At 64.5% G+C, this 18247-nt stretch carries 17 protein-coding genes and 2 tRNA genes; 5 read left to right on the forward strand and 14 right to left on the reverse strand.

Annotation, left to right across the window (positions count from 1 at the left end; all coding sequences use genetic code 11):
* Nucleotide 1: 1 nt before the first annotated feature.
* A complete protein-coding gene (locus Q8O35_RS09425) occupies nucleotides 2–1435 on the forward strand; it encodes a sensor histidine kinase KdpD (RefSeq protein WP_305572585.1) in 1434 nt (477 codons plus the stop codon).
* A 181-nt stretch (nucleotides 1436–1616) separates the two neighbouring features.
* Here the strand turns inward: Q8O35_RS09425 and Q8O35_RS09430 are convergent, their stop codons facing one another.
* From Q8O35_RS09430 to Q8O35_RS09445, 4 genes are all read right to left on the reverse strand, one after another.
* Nucleotides 1617–2141, reverse strand: a complete 525-nt coding sequence (locus Q8O35_RS09430) for a C40 family peptidase (RefSeq protein WP_305572587.1) — start codon at nucleotides 2139–2141, stop codon at nucleotides 1617–1619.
* A gap of 5 nt (nucleotides 2142–2146) precedes the next feature.
* The gene (locus Q8O35_RS09435; protein ID WP_305572589.1) at nucleotides 2147–2698 is read right to left on the reverse strand and encodes a BON domain-containing protein; all 552 of its coding nucleotides are present in this window, start codon (nucleotides 2696–2698) and stop codon (nucleotides 2147–2149) included.
* An 83-nt stretch (nucleotides 2699–2781) separates the two neighbouring features.
* The gene (locus Q8O35_RS09440; RefSeq protein ID WP_305572591.1) at nucleotides 2782–3879 is read right to left on the reverse strand and encodes an RluA family pseudouridine synthase; all 1098 of its coding nucleotides are present in this window, start codon (nucleotides 3877–3879) and stop codon (nucleotides 2782–2784) included.
* Nucleotides 3880–3951: 72 nt separating this feature from the next.
* Entirely contained in the window at nucleotides 3952–5634 is a 1683-nt protein-coding gene (locus tag Q8O35_RS09445) for a hypothetical protein (protein ID WP_305572593.1), read from the reverse strand.
* 202 nt (nucleotides 5635–5836) lie between these two features.
* Here Q8O35_RS09445 and Q8O35_RS09450 point away from each other — a divergent pair, with 202 nt between their 5' ends.
* The 3 genes from Q8O35_RS09450 to Q8O35_RS09460 all read left to right on the forward strand — a co-directional run bounded on the left by Q8O35_RS09450 (nucleotide 5837) and on the right by Q8O35_RS09460 (nucleotide 7526).
* On the forward strand, nucleotides 5837–7201 hold the full coding sequence (locus Q8O35_RS09450) for an RsmB/NOP family class I SAM-dependent RNA methyltransferase (protein WP_305572595.1): 1365 nt from the start codon (nucleotides 5837–5839) through the stop codon (nucleotides 7199–7201).
* Nucleotides 7202–7359: 158 nt separating this feature from the next.
* Nucleotides 7360–7435: transfer RNA gene (locus tag Q8O35_RS09455), tRNA-Val, on the forward strand.
* Nucleotides 7436–7449: 14 nt separating this feature from the next.
* A tRNA-Asp gene (locus Q8O35_RS09460) sits at nucleotides 7450–7526 on the forward strand.
* Between the two features lie 135 nt (nucleotides 7527–7661).
* Here Q8O35_RS09460 and Q8O35_RS09465 read toward each other — a convergent pair.
* The 6 genes from Q8O35_RS09465 to hisS all read right to left on the reverse strand — a co-directional run bounded on the left by Q8O35_RS09465 (nucleotide 7662) and on the right by hisS (nucleotide 14952).
* Nucleotides 7662–9398 (reverse strand): rhomboid family intramembrane serine protease, encoded by a 1737-nt coding sequence (locus tag Q8O35_RS09465; RefSeq protein ID WP_305572597.1) that lies wholly within the window; start codon nucleotides 9396–9398, stop codon nucleotides 7662–7664.
* A gap of 62 nt (nucleotides 9399–9460) precedes the next feature.
* Nucleotides 9461–10225 carry a DUF116 domain-containing protein gene (locus Q8O35_RS09470; RefSeq protein WP_305572599.1) on the reverse strand — a complete coding sequence of 255 codons (765 nt, stop codon included), beginning with the start codon at nucleotides 10223–10225 and terminating at the stop codon, nucleotides 9461–9463.
* A gap of 32 nt (nucleotides 10226–10257) precedes the next feature.
* On the reverse strand, nucleotides 10258–11283 hold the full coding sequence (gene fmt / locus Q8O35_RS09475) for a methionyl-tRNA formyltransferase (RefSeq protein ID WP_305572602.1): 1026 nt from the start codon (nucleotides 11281–11283) through the stop codon (nucleotides 10258–10260).
* Nucleotides 11268–11771 (reverse strand): peptide deformylase, encoded by a 504-nt coding sequence (gene def, locus Q8O35_RS09480; RefSeq protein WP_305572604.1) that lies wholly within the window; start codon nucleotides 11769–11771, stop codon nucleotides 11268–11270. Before def ends, fmt begins: the two co-directional genes overlap by 16 nt.
* Nucleotides 11772–13646 (reverse strand): aspartate--tRNA ligase, encoded by a 1875-nt coding sequence (gene aspS, locus Q8O35_RS09485; protein ID WP_305572606.1) that lies wholly within the window; start codon nucleotides 13644–13646, stop codon nucleotides 11772–11774.
* Nucleotides 13647–13722: 76 nt separating this feature from the next.
* Nucleotides 13723–14952 carry a histidine--tRNA ligase gene (gene hisS / locus Q8O35_RS09490; RefSeq protein ID WP_305572609.1) on the reverse strand — a complete coding sequence of 410 codons (1230 nt, stop codon included), beginning with the start codon at nucleotides 14950–14952 and terminating at the stop codon, nucleotides 13723–13725.
* A 100-nt stretch (nucleotides 14953–15052) separates the two neighbouring features.
* Here hisS and Q8O35_RS09495 point away from each other — a divergent pair, with 100 nt between their 5' ends.
* On the forward strand, nucleotides 15053–15256 hold the full coding sequence (locus Q8O35_RS09495) for a 4-oxalocrotonate tautomerase family protein (protein ID WP_305572611.1): 204 nt from the start codon (nucleotides 15053–15055) through the stop codon (nucleotides 15254–15256).
* Between the two features lie 18 nt (nucleotides 15257–15274).
* Here the strand turns inward: Q8O35_RS09495 and Q8O35_RS09500 are convergent, their stop codons facing one another.
* The 4 genes from Q8O35_RS09500 to yedE are packed head-to-tail and all read right to left on the reverse strand — an operon-like array spanning nucleotide 15275 to nucleotide 18046.
* On the reverse strand, nucleotides 15275–16156 hold the full coding sequence (locus tag Q8O35_RS09500) for an NAD(P)H-hydrate dehydratase (RefSeq protein ID WP_305572614.1): 882 nt from the start codon (nucleotides 16154–16156) through the stop codon (nucleotides 15275–15277).
* Nucleotides 16153–16731, reverse strand: a complete 579-nt coding sequence (locus Q8O35_RS09505; RefSeq protein WP_305572616.1) for a DUF3343 domain-containing protein — start codon at nucleotides 16729–16731, stop codon at nucleotides 16153–16155. The genes Q8O35_RS09500 and Q8O35_RS09505 overlap by 4 nt, the downstream gene beginning before the upstream one ends.
* Nucleotides 16731–16952, reverse strand: a complete 222-nt coding sequence (locus tag Q8O35_RS09510; RefSeq protein WP_305572618.1) for a sulfurtransferase TusA family protein — start codon at nucleotides 16950–16952, stop codon at nucleotides 16731–16733. The genes Q8O35_RS09505 and Q8O35_RS09510 overlap by 1 nt, the downstream gene beginning before the upstream one ends.
* A gap of 11 nt (nucleotides 16953–16963) precedes the next feature.
* Nucleotides 16964–18046 carry a YedE family putative selenium transporter gene (yedE, locus tag Q8O35_RS09515; protein ID WP_305572620.1) on the reverse strand — a complete coding sequence of 361 codons (1083 nt, stop codon included), beginning with the start codon at nucleotides 18044–18046 and terminating at the stop codon, nucleotides 16964–16966.
* Nucleotides 18047–18247 lie beyond the last annotated feature (201 nt).

The following is an 18247-nucleotide window of genomic DNA, read 5'->3' on the forward strand; positions in this document are numbered from 1 at the left end:
AATGTCTGACGAATCGCAGAATCAGCAGACTGTGCCGACAGAACGTGTCGCCCACAAACCCTCCGCTTCAGAGGTTTCCCGCGCGCCCTTGCCGCCAGACCCGTCCCTATGCCTGGAAAGCGATTCTTTGCGGCGCAGGGCCTTGGAAAGCCGCGTGCTGCACAAGATCGAGGAGGCTGAGGGCTACGGCTTCAATCTGGACGAGCAGCGCATGCTCACCACCTTCTTCGACATGGCCCAGGAATACGACTCCCGCCGCGACCTGCTGACCATCTGCGTTCTCTTGCCCATGATGTTCTTTGAGCAGGACGTGCGCGTATACCTGCGAGTATCGGCGAACAGCTGGCGGCTGGCCAGGTGCCTGCACATCCCCGCGCAACTTCCGGCGTCTGAGCCTCCGTCCAAGCCCACCATGGTCGGCTCAAGCTTTTTCGTCCCCATCAAGGGCCGCAAGGACACCAGCGAACTCTTGGGCTTTCCCTTGGAGCACGGCGTTCTGGGCTGGATTGAGGTGGTCGGGGGGGCGGAGCTCTCTGGGACTCGCCGATTATTCTTTGAGAAGTACGCTGGACGCATCGGCTACCAGATGCACAACCGTCTGGCTCGGGCCAAAAACCGCGAGCATCTGACCTTCATCCAGAACCTCGTGGCCGACATCGGGCACAACGTCATCGTGCCAAATATGACTTTCAAGCTGTTCTTCAACCGCTTGCGCGGGTCCATCACCGAGCTTGAGCGGCTGCTTCTGGCGGCCCCGATGGATACGCCGCGCGAGTTTCTGGGCGAACTTGATGTGGTGCAAACCCGGCTGCGCGCACAGTACGAAGAGATCAACAGGCATTACGAGCAGACCAGCATGTTTCTGGAGACCCTGCTGCGGCGCAGGCACTTCGAAGAAGGCCGGTATGTGCTTGAAAAACGCATGGTGAACCTGCTTAAACAGGTGGTGGAGCCTCAGGTGGAGCGCTTCCGCTCCCGCCTGTCCGACCGGGGCATCGCCATCGACCTGTCCATGGGCGGCATTCCTGATAAGCCCGTGCTGCTGATGGCCGACCTTGGCCTCATCGCGCAGGTTTACGCCAACCTGTTCTCAAACGCCGTGAAGTACACCCGCGCCGTGTCCACGCCGGAAGGCCTGTCCAGAAAGTTCATGGCCTATGGCTGGGGCATCCTCTCTGATGCCTTCGGGCCGGGCAAACCAGGCGTTAAGCTCAATGTTTTCACCACCGGACCAACGGTGCCGGAGGCGGAGCGCTCCGGCCTGTTCCAGCCCGGTTTTCGCGCCAGCACCACAGGAAACGAACACGGCACCGGCCACGGGCTGGCCTTCGTGCGACAGGTGGTCGATCTGCACGGCGGACTGACAGGCTACGAAGCCGCGCCGCTGGGCAACAACTTCTTCATCGTGTTGCCGGTGGAGCCTGCCTGCGAGTAGCTGCAAGCGGCAGCAACCCTGCTAAGCCTTGGCAACGACGCAGGATACGCCCCACCCACACTCCCGCAAGCGAAAGAGCCTGGTCCGAGTAATCTCTCGGTCCAAGCTCTTTCGCTTGCCCTGAAGGGGTCAGGGGAATCGCTCCACCGAGAATACTCTCTGCCGCTCCCCATGCTCCACGCTAACCGTCGGTCCGCACGACGCGCCGCGCGCCGATGTAGCGCTCGCGCCAATAGGGCAAGTCCATGGGATCTTCGCGCACTTTACCGCCTTCGCGCGGGCTGTGAATGAACGTGCCGCGTTCGGTGGCGATGCCCACGTGCATGTTCTTGGGATTGCCGGGCAGGCGGAAAAACACCAAATCGCCGGGACGGATGTCTCGCCGTCCCACGGCTTGGCCGACCTCGTACTGCTCGTACGACACGCGGGGGAGCTGCACGCCAAGCTGGCGATAGGTCCACCAGGTAAGGCCTGAACAGTCGAAGCCCGTCTGCGGCGACTCGCCGCCCCACTTGTAGCGCACTCCGGTGAGGGAACGCGCGGCGGCCACGGCGGAGTTTTTGCCAGCGGAAGGCAGGGCTGGCGCCGGGTCGAGCGGTATATGTGCAGGCGCGCAGCCGCCCAGCCCCCAGGAAAATATTCCCAGAAGGAGCAGCAGGGCCGCCCGTGCGGCGTGTCGTGGCGCGATGCTCCTGATGGCGTTCATGGCGGTTATTTGACGATGCGCACGTAGTTCTGCACGGTCCGCACGCCGTCAACCCTGTTGATGTGGCGGATGATGGCGTCGGCGTCGCGCTGGCTGGCCACAAGGCCAAGCACAACGGCGTTGCACTGCACGGTCTTCACGTCCACCTGGGTGGACCAGATGTCGCCGTCCTCCACCAGCCGGGACTTGATCTTGGCGTAGAGCGCCAGATCATCCGTGGCTCCGCAGGCGGGATCCTCGCGCTTCTGGAAGGGCACGATGGTGACCTTGCGCACGCCTTCCACCTGCCGCGCCAGCTTCACGGCGCGCATCTTCTGCCGGTCGGACTCGAACTCGCCCACCACGTAGACCGTGCCCAGGTAGGAGTTCACAGAGATGTCGCGCAGCTTCACCACGTCATCATTGACATACGAGGCGCGCACCGAGGATTCGATGCGCCCGTCGTCCACAAAGGTGCCCACGTCGCGCTGGTCGACGGCGGCTTTATAGGCGGTTGCGCAGCCCGTAAGCACGGGCAGCAGGCAAAGGCAGGCAATGGTCAGAAGAATACGGCGCATGGTCGAGACTCCTTCACGCGTGGCTGGGGTTGCCGGAAATTGGGAGAACACGCAAAGGCACAAGCAAAATCGGGGCCAAAGAATCACGCCGTGGGCGGCGTCTGCTCCAGCGCGGCCTCGGCCAGGCTGGCGCGCAGCTTGTCCACCAGGGCCTGGGGCAGACCAAAGGGGCCGGTCCAGGGCGGCGGCGCGAAGAGAGCGCGCTCCGGCAGGCGCAAACACAGGGCATGCAGCAGCATGGGCACCCCGCGCACCTTGCGGCCATAAACCGAGTCGCTGATGACCGGATGGCCGCGCAAGGAAAGCTGCACACGGATCTGGTGGGTGCGGCCGGTGAAGAGGCGCACCAGCAGCAGCGTAGCCTGGCGCTTGCGCACCAGCGGGCGCACCTCGGCCCGGGCGCTCTTGCCCTCGCCCTCCTGGGCCTCAAGCACCTTCTTGCGGCCCAGCACCTGGCCTTCGGCCAGCTCCAGGCGGTCCAGGCGGTCCTCCATAAGCTCCGGCCCCTTGCCAGGCCAAGCTCCATCCACCCAGGCCAGATAGGTCTTGGCCACCCCACCGGTGGCGAAAAGGTCGTTGAGGCGGCGCAGTTCTGTGTAGCTCTTTGCCGCCAGCAGAATGCCAGAAGTGTCCTTGTCCAGCCGGTGGGTGAGCACGGGCACAAAGGGCGCGCCAGCGTACAGGACCTTCAGCCGGTCGGCCACAGAGTCCTTGTGCCGGGTGCCCGCATGGGCGCACAGCCCCGCAGGCTTGCGCACGGCCACATAGCCTTGTTCCTCGTGCAGGATGTCCAAGGTGAGGGGCGATGACATGCCTACGGATTCAGCAGGGACGGCGGGCGTCGGTTTTCCGTCGCCTTTTACGCCGGTCAGGGGCGGCACCCGCACCTCCTGCCCAATGGCCAAGCGGAAGAAGGGCTTCTTGCGGCCCCCATCCACCCGCACCTCACCCGTGCGGATGATGCGCAGGATGGCCGAGCCGGGCACCTCGCGCCCCAAGCGGCGCTGCAGGAACTGCAGGAGCTTCTGGCCCGCCTCCTCCGGCGTCACCACCAGGGGCGCACGGGCAGGAGCGGCGCTCTGGCCGGGCGCCTCGGCAACGGCTTCGGCGTGGCTCTCCTCGGCATGGGCCGACAAACCGCGCACGTTGCTTACCTTGGGATCGATGCTGGAAGGGGTCATGGGGCCGCCTTGGGGGCGAAGGAGGTGAGCGCCGGGCCGGAAGACGCGCTTCCGGCCCGGCGCGAGAGAGGCTTACTGGTCGGTATTCAGGTCGTAGGTCACGATGACGGTCTTTTCGCTGCTTGCGCCGATGGCGCCGGTGTAGCTGTTGATGCAGACCACGAGCTGCTTCTTGCCCTCGTTCTTCAGGTCTTCCAGGGCCAGATCGACAACGGTGCCCTTGATGCGCCGCGTCTTCCAGGCCAGGCTCATGCCCACGCCGTCCCAGAACAGGGAGTGCACCTCGCCCAGGGAGAAGCGACGGAACTTCTTGAAGATCTGCGAGGCCACGGAAATGTCCTTATTGGCCAGCAGTTCATACTTCCCGCGCGAGTCGAAGGACACCGGGATCATGCGGATGGGCACGTAGTAGAAGTCTTCCACGCCGGTGTCGCGGGTGCCCATGTCCATGCCGGGCAGGCGCTCGTCCACGATGACGTAATTGTTGGAGCTGTTGTAGCCGTCCTCCTGGGAGTACTGCGACTCAAGGTCCGCCGTGAAAACCTTCATATAGTTGTATTCGTTCAACACGACGATCTTGAACGTGTTGCCCTCTGGCACGTAGGAGAAGTTGTACAGGTTGGCGATGCTGGGCAGGTTCAGCTTGCGCACAGGCTGCAGGCTGCCGTCCTGGTAGAGCATCTCGCTCACGCCGGTCTCGTCAAAGGGGCCGTGGGAGCCCTTGGCCTGGCCCAGCAAGGTGGGCTGATTGGTGGGCGGGGTGCGCACGACGGAAAGGTGCATCTTCTGCGGGGGCATGAAGTTGTCGAACTTGCCGCTGTTGAAGCTCAGGATAAAGGAACGCGGCGTGGCGTTTCCGTCCGGGTCGTCCAGGCCGGAGGCGATGATCTCGGCTTTGCCATCGCGGTTAAGGTCCAGCAGGCTCACACGCAGGAGTTTGATGCGCATGCCGAGCTTATACTCGCCCAGGGGCTTCAGCGTGTTCTGGAAGAACTCATAGGCATAGATAACGTTGGTACCAGCGATTATGACGCGGTTTTTCTTGTCGCCCACGTAGTCGCCCACCACCATGTTCACGGAGGCGAAGCGCAGGCTCTGGCTCTGCCAGCGGCCCGGGGTCTCGGCGCCGCCCTCGTAACGGAACTGCGGGTTCATCACCGGCCCGCCGGTATTGCCCACAGGAGCCTCGCCGGTGTCTCCGGCCACGAAGTCGGCGTTTCTCGGCACGGGCACCCTGGACTGCACGGCCTGGCGCACTTCCTTGCGCTCGGCGGCTTTGGCGTCCTCGCCGGGGCGCTTGAAGACTTCGCTGCGCACGTCGTTGCTCAGGCGCTCCAGCGCGGGCAGCAGGCCCTCCAGCGGGACCTTGGAGCTTTTGCTCCAGCTCTGCCCCTTGCGGTCATAAACGTTGAGCGTGATGTTGATCTGCTTGTCGTTGTCCTGAAAGTCCAGGTTGCCAGCCACCAGATAGTCCGAGCCGATGGCTCCCATGAGGGACTGCGCTTCCGTCACGTTGGCCGGAAAGCGGCTGCCGGCGCGGGCAACCTTGTCGGCGTCCACGGGCTCAAAGTACCCCATCCAGGTGAGGCGGTTGGACACCGGGGACTGCGCCCCCTTGCCAAGGTACTGGAATTTTTCGCTATTGACCTTGAAGGGCAGCACGGCATAGGTGCGCGCGCCCTGGGCCAGCGCCAACGCGGGGACGGCCAGCGCAAGGCAAAGCAGGATCAGGGCGGAAAGTCGCTTCAAAGACATACGGGCACTCCTCCTCAAAGGGGGGCGATGGGTTGGCTCTTCTGCTGCAAGTCAAGCGACAGGGTTTCCTGCCGCCTGCTGGGCAAATAACACCAACGGATGCGGCATGCAAAAGAAACCTTGGAGCCCCTCCCCCCCCACCACCATGAAAAGCTGCATGCTGTGCGTTGCCAAGCCAGCCCGGGCGCGGTATTCCCCACTTATGCAGACTCGCACCTTCCGCATCACCACGTCCCCGCAGGAGCGCCCCCAGGTGGAGGCCCTGCTTGAAGCCCAAGGCTTCGCCTTCACCCCGGAGCCTTATTACCCGGCTGCGCGCAGGCTTGAATGCGAGCCGTTTCCCCTAGGCTCGTCCCTGGCCGCAGGCTTCGGCCTTATTTATATTCAGGACCGCTCGTCCATGCTGCCCCCGGCCCTGCTTGGCGCGGCGGAAGGCGACGTGTGCCTGGACATGTGCGCCAGCCCCGGCGGCAAGACAGGCATCCTGGCGGGAGAGGTGGGCCGGACAGGTTTTGTGCTGGCGGCTGAGGCCTCCCGCGACCGTCTGGCCACCCTGCGCCAGAACCTTCGGCGCGTGGGCGCGCTCACCGCCGCCACCATCGGTGTAGAGAGCCAGCACCTGGACCTCGCGCCCGGGTGCTTCGACGCCATCCTCCTCGACCCGCCCTGCAGCGGCTGGGGCACGGTGGACAAGAATCCCAAGGTGCTGGATCTCTGGACCCCGGAAAAGGCCGAAATCCTCGTGCGGCTGCAGCAGGAGCTTTTCGCGCGCGCCGCGGAACTCCTAAGGCCCGGCGGTCGGCTCATGTTCTCCACCTGCACCACCAATGTGCGCGAAAACGAAGAACAGGCCGCCTGGGCTCTGGCTACTCTCCCCCTGGAACTAGACCCCCTGCCGGACCCCAAGGGCTTTGCCCGCGTGCCCCTGGCCCTGCCGGGCCTTGACGGCGTGCTGCGTGTGGGTGGCCAGGACAAGGGCGACGATACAGCCGATGCTGGCGGCCAGGGTTTCTTCCTGGCCCGGTTCCGCAAACGGGTGGACAGCAATACGACAACTGCGCCCACGGGCGAAACCTACCCTCCCCTGGGCGGGCGTGAACTTGGCGCCAAGGACTTCGCTCAGGCCCGCGATGCTGGAGTAGACTTCAGTCGCCTGCCCCCGGGCGAGGTGCGCGAATTCGGCGGCAAGGCGTACTTCCTGCACCAGGCGGCCCTCGACCTCTGCGCCAGATCCGGCCTGGGGTCCGGCGGTCAGCGCTGGCAAGGCTTCCTGCTTGGGCAGGTTCAGGGGGGGCGCTTCGTGCCCGCCGCGCGCACCCGGGCGCTCATGCCTCCGGTGCAAGACTTGCCCGCTTCATGCAAACTTGATGTGGACGAGCCTGCGATTATTTTAGACCTCTTGGCCGGACGCAGCCTTGAAGCCCCTGGCGGCCCCATCGCCAAGGCCGCTGGCGGCAAAGGCCGGGCCGCACAGGACACTGTCGGCATGGTTGGCCTGTATTTCCGGGGTCTTGCCCTTGGCTGGCTCACCAGGAAAGGCCGTCGCCTGCTCTGGTCGGACAGATAAAAAAATGAAGTCGAGGTCACAAAAATCAGGTTTTTTGCAAAAAACCTTTGACAGGCCAGGCTGAAGATGACAAACGGTTTCTCCGTGGCGGGCAGCCAAAAAGAAGCAGGGCGGTGACAGCCCACAAAATGCTTCTGAACAGAGCGCTCGATGACTCTGGGCGGATAGCTCAGCTGGAAGAGCATCGGCCTTACAAGCCGAGGGTCGCAGGTTCGAGCCCTGTTCCGCCTACCACGATCATTCAGTGCGGAGCGGTAGTTAAGTTGGTTATAACGCCGGCCTGTCACGTCGGAGGGCGCGAGTTCAAGTCTCGTCCGCTCCGCCAGCACTGCCAAGGGCTGAACTCGAAAGGGTTCAGCCCTTTTTGATTTACAATGTCAGAGGCCGAACTCGAAAGGGTTCGGCCTCTTTTTTTAATCTTCTAAACGCTTCGTAACGCCAGCAGAACGGCCCCGTTGCGCTATGGCCTCCCGCCCCCCTCCGCTTTCCGGCGCAGAGCCATCCAGAGCAGCACACAGGCGTAGCCGAGCCCCAGAGTCAGCAAGTGGTGCAAGGCCAGCCAGCTGTTGCGCGCCAGGCAGATGAACACCCCGTAGATGGCGAAAGGCAGCAGCACCGAACGCCACTGCCGCAAAAGCGCAGCCAGGGCCCCGGCCATGGCGAAAACCGCGTTGCTGGAGCCGTAGTCCACCTCGCCCAGGGTGGCGGCCCAAGCCCCAGGCGACAGCTTCGCGAGCAGCGCCCAGCATACTGCCTGCGTCAGGGGATTCGACAGCCAAAGCCCGCCCGCCAGAAGCAACAGGTATGGTCCGCGTCCAAGCAGCACCTCGATGACTGCGCCAAAAAGCAAAAATGAAAGCTGGTCCCCCAGAAGATGGAACCAGTGATTGTGAAACAGCGGGCCAAGGAACAGCCCCTGCCAGGTGACGTCTCCCGGCACGTACCCGGAGCGCCTGAATAGTTCGTCGAGGGCTGGCCAGTACAGACGCCCCAGGTGCAGGCCCACAAAGAGCAGCACGAGGGAACAGGTGACCCAGGTGCGGCGCAACAGTTCACCCAGGGTGGGCGGGGCCAGCTCGCCCAACGGCGCGGCCAGCACGGGCGCGGCCTCAGGCCGCAGATCAAGCCCGCCGCTGGCGGCGACAAGATGGAGCAAAGGCCGCAGCAGGCCGTCAGGGAAATGCGCGCGCAGGGCGTCGGCCAAGGCAGTGGACAGGCGTGGGCAGGTGGAGGCCAGGTAAAGCGGCTCCCAGGCCGTGGGCGCAAACTTGTCCTTGAACTCCGCCAGGGAGCGGAAGTTGTACCCCCAGCGCCAACGCCGGAAGAGCAGTCCAAGCACCCCGGCGCCCGCACCTTCGGGCTCGATATGCGCAAGAGGAGCCATGCCCAGGCGGGCCTCGGCCACTCCCTCGGCGTGGAGCAGGCGCATGGCCTCCAGAATCAGCAGTTCGCTCACTCCGGCCCGAGCCCCAGGCAGGCGCGGCATGTCCTGGAAATAGTAGCCCAGAACGCGGCCCTGGCTGCAAAAGGGCGCAGCGGCGAGGAAAGCCTGCAACTGCCCACGCACGCGCAGGGTGAAATAGCGCTTGGACGCTTCCTGGGCAAAGGGCTCCACCTGGGCCAGAAAGCCCAGGGGCAGGCAGTCCTTATCCTCCAGCCAACGATCGGCCACCTCGCGCATTTCCACGCGCAGGGCGTCGGCCTCGTGCCCAGACATCGCGGCAAAGTCTTCAGCGCGCACCTCGGCCCCCCGGCGCGTCAAAGCGCGCGCCACTGGATGGCGGCCCAGCGGGTCCTGACCATGGGAAAAATACTCGGCAAGGCGGAACACCGGCTCTGAGCCGATCTGCCACGCGAAGAAGCCGCGCTGCTGGAGTTCGGCGGCCAATGCCCGGCTTACGGGCATGGCCAGACAACGCCTGGCATCCGGCTGTTTCTGGGCCTCTTCCGCCAGGGCAGCCAGGGCGTCGGCGCGCAGTATCGACGGAGCCAAAGGCTCACTGGCAGCGATACGCGCGCGGGGAGTCTCCAGCACGCGCAAGGCGACGGAACCAGCGGACACGTCGCCAGGCATAGCAGCCGGAAAACAGGTGACGAACTGCCCGCCCAGAGTGGCAAGGGAGCTGGTGCGATCCCCGTGCAGGCGGAAGAGGTCCTGAAGCTGCTCGTTCTCGGTGTGGGCGGGGCTTTGGCGCATGGCGCACAACTACCCGCAATGAGGAGTGAGCGCAACGGGGAGAGTGAGGAGAGAGAAGGAGTCTACGGCTGCAGAAAACGCCTCAGGGCGGCCTCAAGGCTGTCCACGGGCACTGTGGTGTCCAGGCAGGGGCCGTTAGGACGCTCGTTCAGCACGCCGAACACCGGCAGCGGGTAGGTGTCCTGAATGCCGGAGGACAGGTCGCGGTAGCAGGCCACGGCGATGATGATGGCGGGCCGCTTCTGCACCACGATGCGCCGGGCTATGGTGCCGCCAGTGGCGATGGCCAGATGCACGCCGTAGCGGTCGCGCAGCTCCAGAAGGCCCGCTATGGGGCATAGGCCGCAGCGGCGGCAGTTGTCGATGTCGTAGGTCAACCGCATGTCGCAACGGCTGTTCTGCAGGCAGTGGGGCATCAGCAGGAGTATCTTGGACGGCGGGAAGCGGCCCAGCTCACGCAGCACTAGCTCGTTGTTGACCTTGATGAAGGAGGTGTGGATGTCCTCCTTCGAGAAGCCCAACGCCCGGCCAAGCAGGCTCATGAGGGGCAGAAGCAGCTTCACCGTAACCCCGCGCACGCGCCCGGCCAGCGGCAGCGGCCTGTGGATGACGATGCTCAAAAGCAGGCCCAGGCAGGCCCAGAGCACCAGCAGGAGCAGCACGCCAAGAACCGCGCCCAAAATCCAAGGGGCGTAGGGGTGCAGGTTCCTGAGGCCCACGTACGGCACCACCCAGAGCAGCACCAAAACCGAGCACATCAGCGCACAGGTGCCACCGATGAGCCCGATGAACAGCCGCTTGCGCGAAGTGCTGCCCGTGCCGTCCATCTGTTCCCCTTTGGTCAGCCCGCGCACAGGGCTCAGCCCTGGCAGGCCTTGAGATAGCCGCAGGCGAAGGCCGCGGCGTCCTGGGGCTTCTTGCCCCGCGGGGTGAGGCGCTGCACCAGGTACAGCCTGTCCGCCGTGGCGATGGCCAGGCGCGGACCATGCTCCGTGGGCAGCTGCCCGAGGATGGTTCCCGGCGCCACGCCCGCAGGCGCATCGCCTCCAATGGCCCCCGGCTCAATGGTGAGCCGCAGAACCTTGCCCGGAGCCTGCTCCCAGTCGAAATACGCGCCCGGCCAGGGGTGCATGGCCCGGATGTGGTTGTGCAGAGCCTCGGCCTCGCGGTTCCAGTCTATGAGCCCCTCTTCCTTGCTCAGCTTGGCGGCGTGGGTCACCCGGGCCTCGTCCTGAGCCAAACTCATCAGACGCCCCTGGGGCAGACGGGTGAGGGCGTCCAGCAGGGCGTCGGCGCCCATTTCAGCCAGTTCGTCGTGCAGGGTGCCCGCGTGGTCGTTCTCGGCGATTCGCAAGGCGCGCTGCAGAAGGATCGGCCCGGAATCCAGGCCCAGCTCCATCTTCATGATGGTGATGCCCGTCACCAGGTCGCCCGCCTGGATGCAGCGCTGGATGGGCGCGGCCCCTCGCCAGCGCGGCAAGAGCGAGGCATGGACGTTCACCGGCATGCGTTTGGGCGCGTCGAGGACGCTCTGGGGCAGAATGAGCCCGTAGGCCGCAACCACAAGCACGTCGAAGTCCAGCGCGCGCAGGGCGGCGACGTCGGCATCGTCCTTGAAGTTCAGCGGCTGGCGGACCTCAAGGCCATGCTCCAGGGCCAGGCGCTTCACCGGCGAAGGCGTGCACTCCTGCCCGCGCCCGCAGGGGCGGTCGGGCTGGGTGTAGACGCAAAGGACCTCTGCCCCGGGCCACTCTATAAGCGCCTTGAGGCTCTTGGCCGCAAAATCCGGGGTGCCCATGAACACCACGCGCAAGGCAGGACTTGGCGGAGCGTTCAGGCGCAGGTCCTTGATGCTTAAACCTTCGATATCTAGTCCTTCCGCCATTTTTTGACCTTGCTGTCATACATGGTGCGCTTGAGGCGGCTGGCGTGGTCCACCAGGGTCTTGCCCTCAAGGTGGTCGATCTCGTGCTGAAGGATGATGGCCAGCAGCCCTTCGGCCTGGATCTCCACGGCCTCGCCCTTCTCGTTCATGCCCCGCACGGTCACGGTCTCGTACCGCTTCACCTTGCAGAAAAAGGTGGGCAGGGACAGGCAGGATTCCTCGGACTCCTTCACGCCGGTCTGCTCCACGAACTCCGGGTTCAGCAGCACCATGGGGCTCTTACGCTCCTTGGGGCCGGTCTCGTCGAGCGTGATGAGCCGGATGCTGTGGCCCACCTGAGGCGCGGCCAAGCCGACTCCGTCACTCTCGTACATGGTCTGTATCATGTCCTCAATAAGCTTGGCGATCTCTGGGGTGATCTCGGCCACGGGCTGGGCCTTCTGCGCCAGCACCGGCTCCGGGTAGGTGAAGATGGGAAGCTTGGTCATTTATTTCTCGTCCTTCTTTGCCTCGGTCTTGGCTTCAGGAGCCGCTTCCACGGCCTTCTCGCGCAGCTGGATGCCCAGTTCGCGCAGTTGCTTTTTGGCGACAATGTTCGGGGCCTCGGTCATAAGGCAAGTCGCCTTCTGGGTCTTGGGGAAGGCGATGACGTCGCGGATGGACTTCGAGCCCGTCAGGATCATGATAATGCGGTCCAGGCCGAAGGCAATGCCGCCATGGGGAGGCGCGCCGAACTTGAGCGCCTCGATGAGGAAGCCGAACTTCTCCTCGGCCTCTTCGTCGCTGATGCCAAGGGCGCTGAACATGGACTTCTGCGCAGCCGGGGTGTGGATGCGGATGCTGCCGCCGCCGATCTCGCTGCCGTTCAGCACCAGATCATAGGCGCGGGCCAGGGCTCCGCCGGGATCGCTGGCGATGGTGTCCATCTGACCGGGCTGGGGCGAGGTGAAGGGGTGGTGCTTGGCCACCCAGCGCTTGTCCTCGGCGTCGTACTCAAGCAGGGGGAAGCTGGTGACCCAGAGCGGCGCAAAGGCCTTCTCATCGATGAGCCCGAAGCGCTCGCCCAGCTTGAGACGCAAGTTGCCCAAGGCTGCGTGGGCCACATCCACCGGCGCGGCCTGGAAGAACACGATGTCACCGGGAACCATGCCCAGGCGCTCAGCCAGGCCCTTCTTCTCGTCCTCGGAGAAGAACTTGACGATGGGGGACTGCCATTCGCCGTCCTCCTTCACCTTGATCCAGGCCAGACCCTGTGCGCCGTAGATCTTCACGAACTCGGTGTAGTCGTCGATCTCCTTGCGCGAAAGCTCCAGGCCGCCGGGAACGCGGATGGCCTTCAGGCAGGGCGCGGCGGCAAAGACCTTGAACCCGCCGCCAGCAAAGATGTCCTTCACGTCCTGCAGCTTGAGCTCGAAGCGCACGTCCGGCTTGTCCGAGCCGTACTCCTCCATGGCGGTCTTGTAGGTCATGCGCGGGAAAGACTCGGGCAGCGCAGCGCCGATGGTCTCCTTGAAGAGGGTGCGCACGAGCCCTTCGGCCATGTCCATGATCTGCTCCTCGTCAGGGAAGCTCATCTCGATATCGATCTGGGTGAACTCGGGCTGGCGGTCAGCGCGCAGGTCCTCGTCGCGGAAGCATTTGACGATCTGGAAATAGCGATCCAGGCCGGCCACCATGAGCAGCTGCTTGAATATCTGCGGGCTCTGCGGCAGGGCGTAGAACATGCCCTGGCTCATGCGGCTGGGCACCAGGAAGTCGCGCGCGCCCTCGGGGGTGCTCTTGGTCAGCACAGGCGTCTCGATCTCCAGGAAACCCAGGGCGTCCAGGTAGCGGCGCACGCTCTGGGCGGCCTTGTTGCGCAGGATGAAGTTCCTGGCCAGGCGCGGACGGCGCAGGTCCAGGTAACGGTATTTCAGGCGCAGCATTTCGGCCGCGTCCACACGGTCCTCAATGGGGAACGGCGGAGTGTCGGAAGTGTTCAAGAGCTTCCACTCGTTCACGTAGACTTCGATCTCGCCGGTGCGCATGTTGGCGTTGGCCATTCCTTCCGGGCGCAAACGAACAATGCCGCGCAGGGCCACCACGTATTCGATGCGGATGGCGTGGGCGCGCTCGTGAGCCTCCGGAATGTCCGGGCTGAACACGGTCTGGGTCAGTCCTTCGCGGTCGCGCACGTCGATGAAGATGAGGCCGCCGTGGTCGCGGCGGAACTGCACCCAGCCCATGAGGGTGACCTCTTTGTCCAGATCGGCCGCGGTGAGCTCGTTGCAGGTGTGGGTGCGCTTCCAGCCGCCCAAATCCTGGATGACCCGGTATTCGTCGTAGTCGCGTTCTTCGCCTTGGGTGGTGGTCTGCTCAGTCATTGCTGTTCCTTTTGGAGAAAATGTAGCCGCCAGAAGTGGCGACGGAGTGTCCTTTCTGCATCGTCCGCTGCGGATTCTAATCGAAGGCGGCCAGGTCGAACCGGGTCTGCTCGCCGTCGTCCATGTCCTTCACGGTCACCTGTCCAGCGTCGAACTCCTCGGCCCCGATGATGTAGCATTTCTTGGCCTTGATGCGCCCGGCGTGGCGCAGGCGGCTCTTCATGCTGCCGCTCGTGTAGTCGCACTCGCCTGTCAGGCCGCGCTTGCGCAGCTTGTGGGCCAGCAGGATGGCGGAATCAACGGCCCGTGGGTCGGTGACGGCCAGGAAGAAGTCCGGCTGCGGGGCTTCCGGCTTCTCCATGAGCATGGCCAGGCGCTCCATGCCGCAGGCAAAGCCCACGCCTGGGGCGTCCGGCCCGCCGAGCAACTGCACCAGGCCGTCGTAGCGGCCTCCGCCAGCCACGGCGGTCTGGGAGCCGATGGCCCCGGAGGTCACCTCAAAGGTGGTGCGCTGATAATAATCCAGCCCGCGCACCAGGCGAGGGTTGAGGGCGTATTTCAGCCCGGCCTTGTCCACCAGGGCCAGCACCGCGCTGAAGTGATCACGGCAGCCGGTGCACAGGTGGTCGCCGATGGCCGGGGCGTCGGCCACCAGCGCCTTGCACGCGGGCACCTTGCAGTCCAGCACGCGCAGGGGATTGGTGTGCATGCGACGGCGGCAGTCCTCGCAGAGCTTCTCGTGGTCCAGGGCCTCAAAATAAGCGGTGAGGGCGGCGCGATAGTCCGGGCGGCACTCGCGGCAGCCCAGCGAGTTCAGCTCAAAGGCCAGGTCCGCGATGCCAAGGGACGACAGGAAGTCCTCCAGCATGAGGATCACTTCCACGTCGGCCTGGGGCTCCGGGCTGCCCAGCAGTTCGGCGTTGATCTGGTGGAACTGGCGCATGCGGCCCTTCTGCGGCCGTTCGTAGCGGAACATGGGGCCGAAGGTGTACAGGCGCGTGGCGCGGCCTGCCTCGATGACTCCGGCCTCTATGGCGGCGCGAAGCACCCCGGCGGTGGCCTCCGGGCGCAGGGTCAGGGAGCGGTCGCCGCGGTCGGTGAAGGTGTACATTTCCTTCCCCACCACGTCCGTCTCCTCGCCGATGCCCTTGGCGAAAAGCTCCGTGCGCTCAAGCACCGGGGTGCGCAGCTCGCCAAAGCCGAAGCGGCTGAAGACGTCTCGGGCCTGGGCTTCCATGTGGGTGAAGCTGCGGGCGTCTTCGGGAAAGAGATCGGCGAAGCCTTTGATTTTTTGGATGGCGCTCATGGATTCCGTTTTGGTGTTGAGGTTCGGAAAGGCGGGGAATATACCTTCCTGCAAGAGCCTTGTCAAAACAGCAACACACCCGAAATTCCAGGAGGATGCCGTGCCCTATGTGAATATCAAGATCACCCGCGAAGGCGCCACCGCCGAACAAAAGGCAAAACTCATCCAGGGCGTGACCGAACTCTTGCGCGATACCCTGGGCAAGAATCCGGCAACCACCGTGGTGGTCATCGACGAGGTGGATACGGACAACTGGGGCATCGGCGGGGAGAGTGTGACGGTGCGCAGGAAGGCGGGGAAGTAGACTCCCTCCCCCGCTGGGCTAGCTGCGTTGTGCCAGCCGCAGAGCCTCGGCGATGTGGGGGATGAGTCCGGCCACAGGCGTGGCGGGCGTGGGCTGGGCCAGCTGTCCGAGCAGCCGGTTGGCCATGGCTGCTATCCGGCAGGCCTCCGGCACCTCGCGCCCGCTCATGAGCAGCGCCGTGGCCATGCCGGTGAGGGTGTCGCCGGTGCCGCCGATGGCCTCCATGGCCGGTGTCCGGGGGCCATGGATCTCGGCAAGGATTTCGCCCTTGCGCACCACATAGTCTGAACTCCCTTTCACCAGCAGGTGCTTGGCCGCATCGCCTGCCTCCCAGGCCCGGCGGATGAGCTTCCGGGTGTCCGCCTGCGGACCCAGCAGAAAGCCGCGCGTGTAGAAGGGGTGCGGGGCCAGTTCGTCGGCCAGGAAGGCCAGCTCGCCCGCGTCCGGCGTGAACAGGTCATACTCCCGCGCCTGTCCGCTCATTTTGGCCGCGTACATGAAGCCCGCGTCTGCCACCAACACCGGCCGTTCGGCCAGTTCCAGCGCCGTCAACAGCACCATGTCGTGCCCGGCCATGTCCGGAAATAGATAGTGGAAGGTGAGACCGCGCGGGCGCAGGTCCGGCAGGTTTTCCTTCAGCCGAAGGTAGGCCGCGGCGCTGCCGTGGCCGCGCCCGGCATCGCCTGCCAGCAGGGTCAGGGGCGCTGGGATGTCCATTGCCGCGCAAGCTGCGCAGGCTGCTGCTATGAGCGCCGGGGTGCCGCGCCGCACAGGCACCGCGATGCCATCCACCACCAGCCGGTCTTCCAGCGGCTTGCCCGCGTCCCAAACGCACGCGCCCTGCACCAAGCCAAAGCCATCATCCGGCACTGTGCCGACAATGAGCCAGGGCGCGCTCATGAAGGGCTCCCTTCATGCGGCAACTGGCGCTGAGCCTCGCGGAAGGCCAGTTCCAAGGCGTAGGAGCAAAGGGTCTGGCCTCGATCGAGCGGGGCCGGAGCTTCATCCAGAGTGCAACCCACCATGAGTTCCGCCAGGGCAGGCACATCCGGGCAGCCCCCGCCGGAGATGTTCACAATGACCCGCGTTTTTTTGTCCACAGTGACCTTCATATTGGCCGCGCGCACCATGAGCCACTGGCCGAAGTCCACGCTCTGGAACAGGGACACCGGTTCGAGCATGCCTGCGCGTACAGGCGCCACGGCCAACGGCGCAAGGCTCACAGCCGACAAGGCGCGTCGTGCGGCTGGTTCGCGCATGAGCTCGAACTCCACCACCATGTCGCAGCCGGTGCGCATATCCGGCGGGGGGCCCATGACGCGCACCATGAAGCCAGCCGCCTTGAGGACCGACTCGGCGCGGATGACCTCGGACGTATGGGAAAAGGCCATGACGCCACGGCATTCTGCCGCGTCATGGCCCTTGTGTTTCGCCGGGCCCGGCTTCTTTTCGCCCAAACCGAAAGGAAGCTTCACTATTTCTCCAGCACCAGGCGCACGATTCCGTTCTCCTCATTGCTGGACACAAGCCGCCAGCCTTTGGCCTTGGCCGCACGACCCACGTTTTCCGGGCTTGCGCCACAGTCGGTAAGCACCTCGATGCGGCCTGAGCCCAGGGCGTCCATCTCGTCGGAAGCGACGAGCACAGGTTGCGGGCAGGAAAGCCCGCGCGCGTCAACGATTTTTGTATCAGCCATGCTGCGCCTCCCTAGGCCTTTTTGAGGTTCATGACGCCGACCAGCAGGCAGAAGCCCAGAGCGACGAAGGTAGCGGCCATGCCGTTGGGGCCAAGGCCTGCTGGCGAACTGGCCCAGCCGAAGTTGTGGGCAAGGCCAGCGGCAACCAGCATGCCCATTACGAACACGGCTGAATCACCGTCCCCTTCGCCAGCCAGGATGAGCTGCCGGCCCGGGCAACCACCAGCCAGGGCGAAAGCCAAACCCGCAACGGCCATGCCCATGAAGTTCCACAGCCCATCTGTGTGCGCGATGGGTTGTCCTTCAAAGCCAAGCTTGAACTGTCCCAGCGCCAGGTTGGCAACAAAGGCCACCAGCACAAAAGCCAGGACGCCAGAGAATAGGTGCATCTGGCGAAACAAGAACAGATCCCGCAGGGCGCCCATGGTGCAAAAGCGGCTGCGCTGAGCCAGCACACCGATGATGAGCCCACCGGCGATGGAGATGAACAATGATGCGCGGGCGGCGCCCGGCCCTTTCACCGAGGCCCAGAGCCAATTCAAGGTGCCGGCAACGGGATCAGGCTGGAGGAAGAAGCGGACAACCAGAAGCCCCACAGCCACAAGGGCGATCATGGCCCCTGCGGACCAGGGCTGTGCCTGGGAGCGGCTCAAGGTAAACCCGGCCTTGAAGAATCGCGTGCCCACGAAGACTCCAGCGGCCAGACCCAGTATTCCCAGGATGGCGTTGCCGTCGCCTCCGGCCAGGCGCAGCAGAGCCCGCCAAGGGCAGCCCAGGAACACCAGGGCTCCAGCCATGGCACACATGCCCAGAAAAAAGCGCGTTGCGGGAGCCGAACCCGCCCGGGCCCGAAACTCGCCCGTCATGAGGGCGGCCGCGAAGGAGCCCAACACAAAGGCCGGAATTTCCGGCCGCAGGTACTGCACCACAACAGCCTGGTGCAAGCCCAGGCTGCCAGCGATGTCTCGCACGAAACAGGCCACGCAGATCCCCATGTTTGCGGGATTCCCTGCGAACTGCAACAACGCCGCAGCAAGACCGATGGCCCCGCCTGCTGCCAGGATGCCGGTACGCCCGGCGAAAACATTGGCCATTCCCCACCCCCCTATGGTTTGTCATAGCAGACTAAATGCAACAAGAAACTGCTGAACTTCAGACTGCTACACAAGTTATTGCAGAGGCGCAACCTATTTGAGAAATCACAAGCGTTGATACATCGCGCCTCACCGCTGCTTTTTTGAGGCCCGCTCGGGAAACAAAAAAAGCGCCCCCTTGCGGAGGCGCTTTCGTTTGCG

The organism is Humidesulfovibrio sp. (assembly GCF_030689645.1).
In the GTDB taxonomy this organism is placed as follows: Bacteria; Desulfobacterota; Desulfovibrionia; order Desulfovibrionales; family Desulfovibrionaceae; genus Humidesulfovibrio.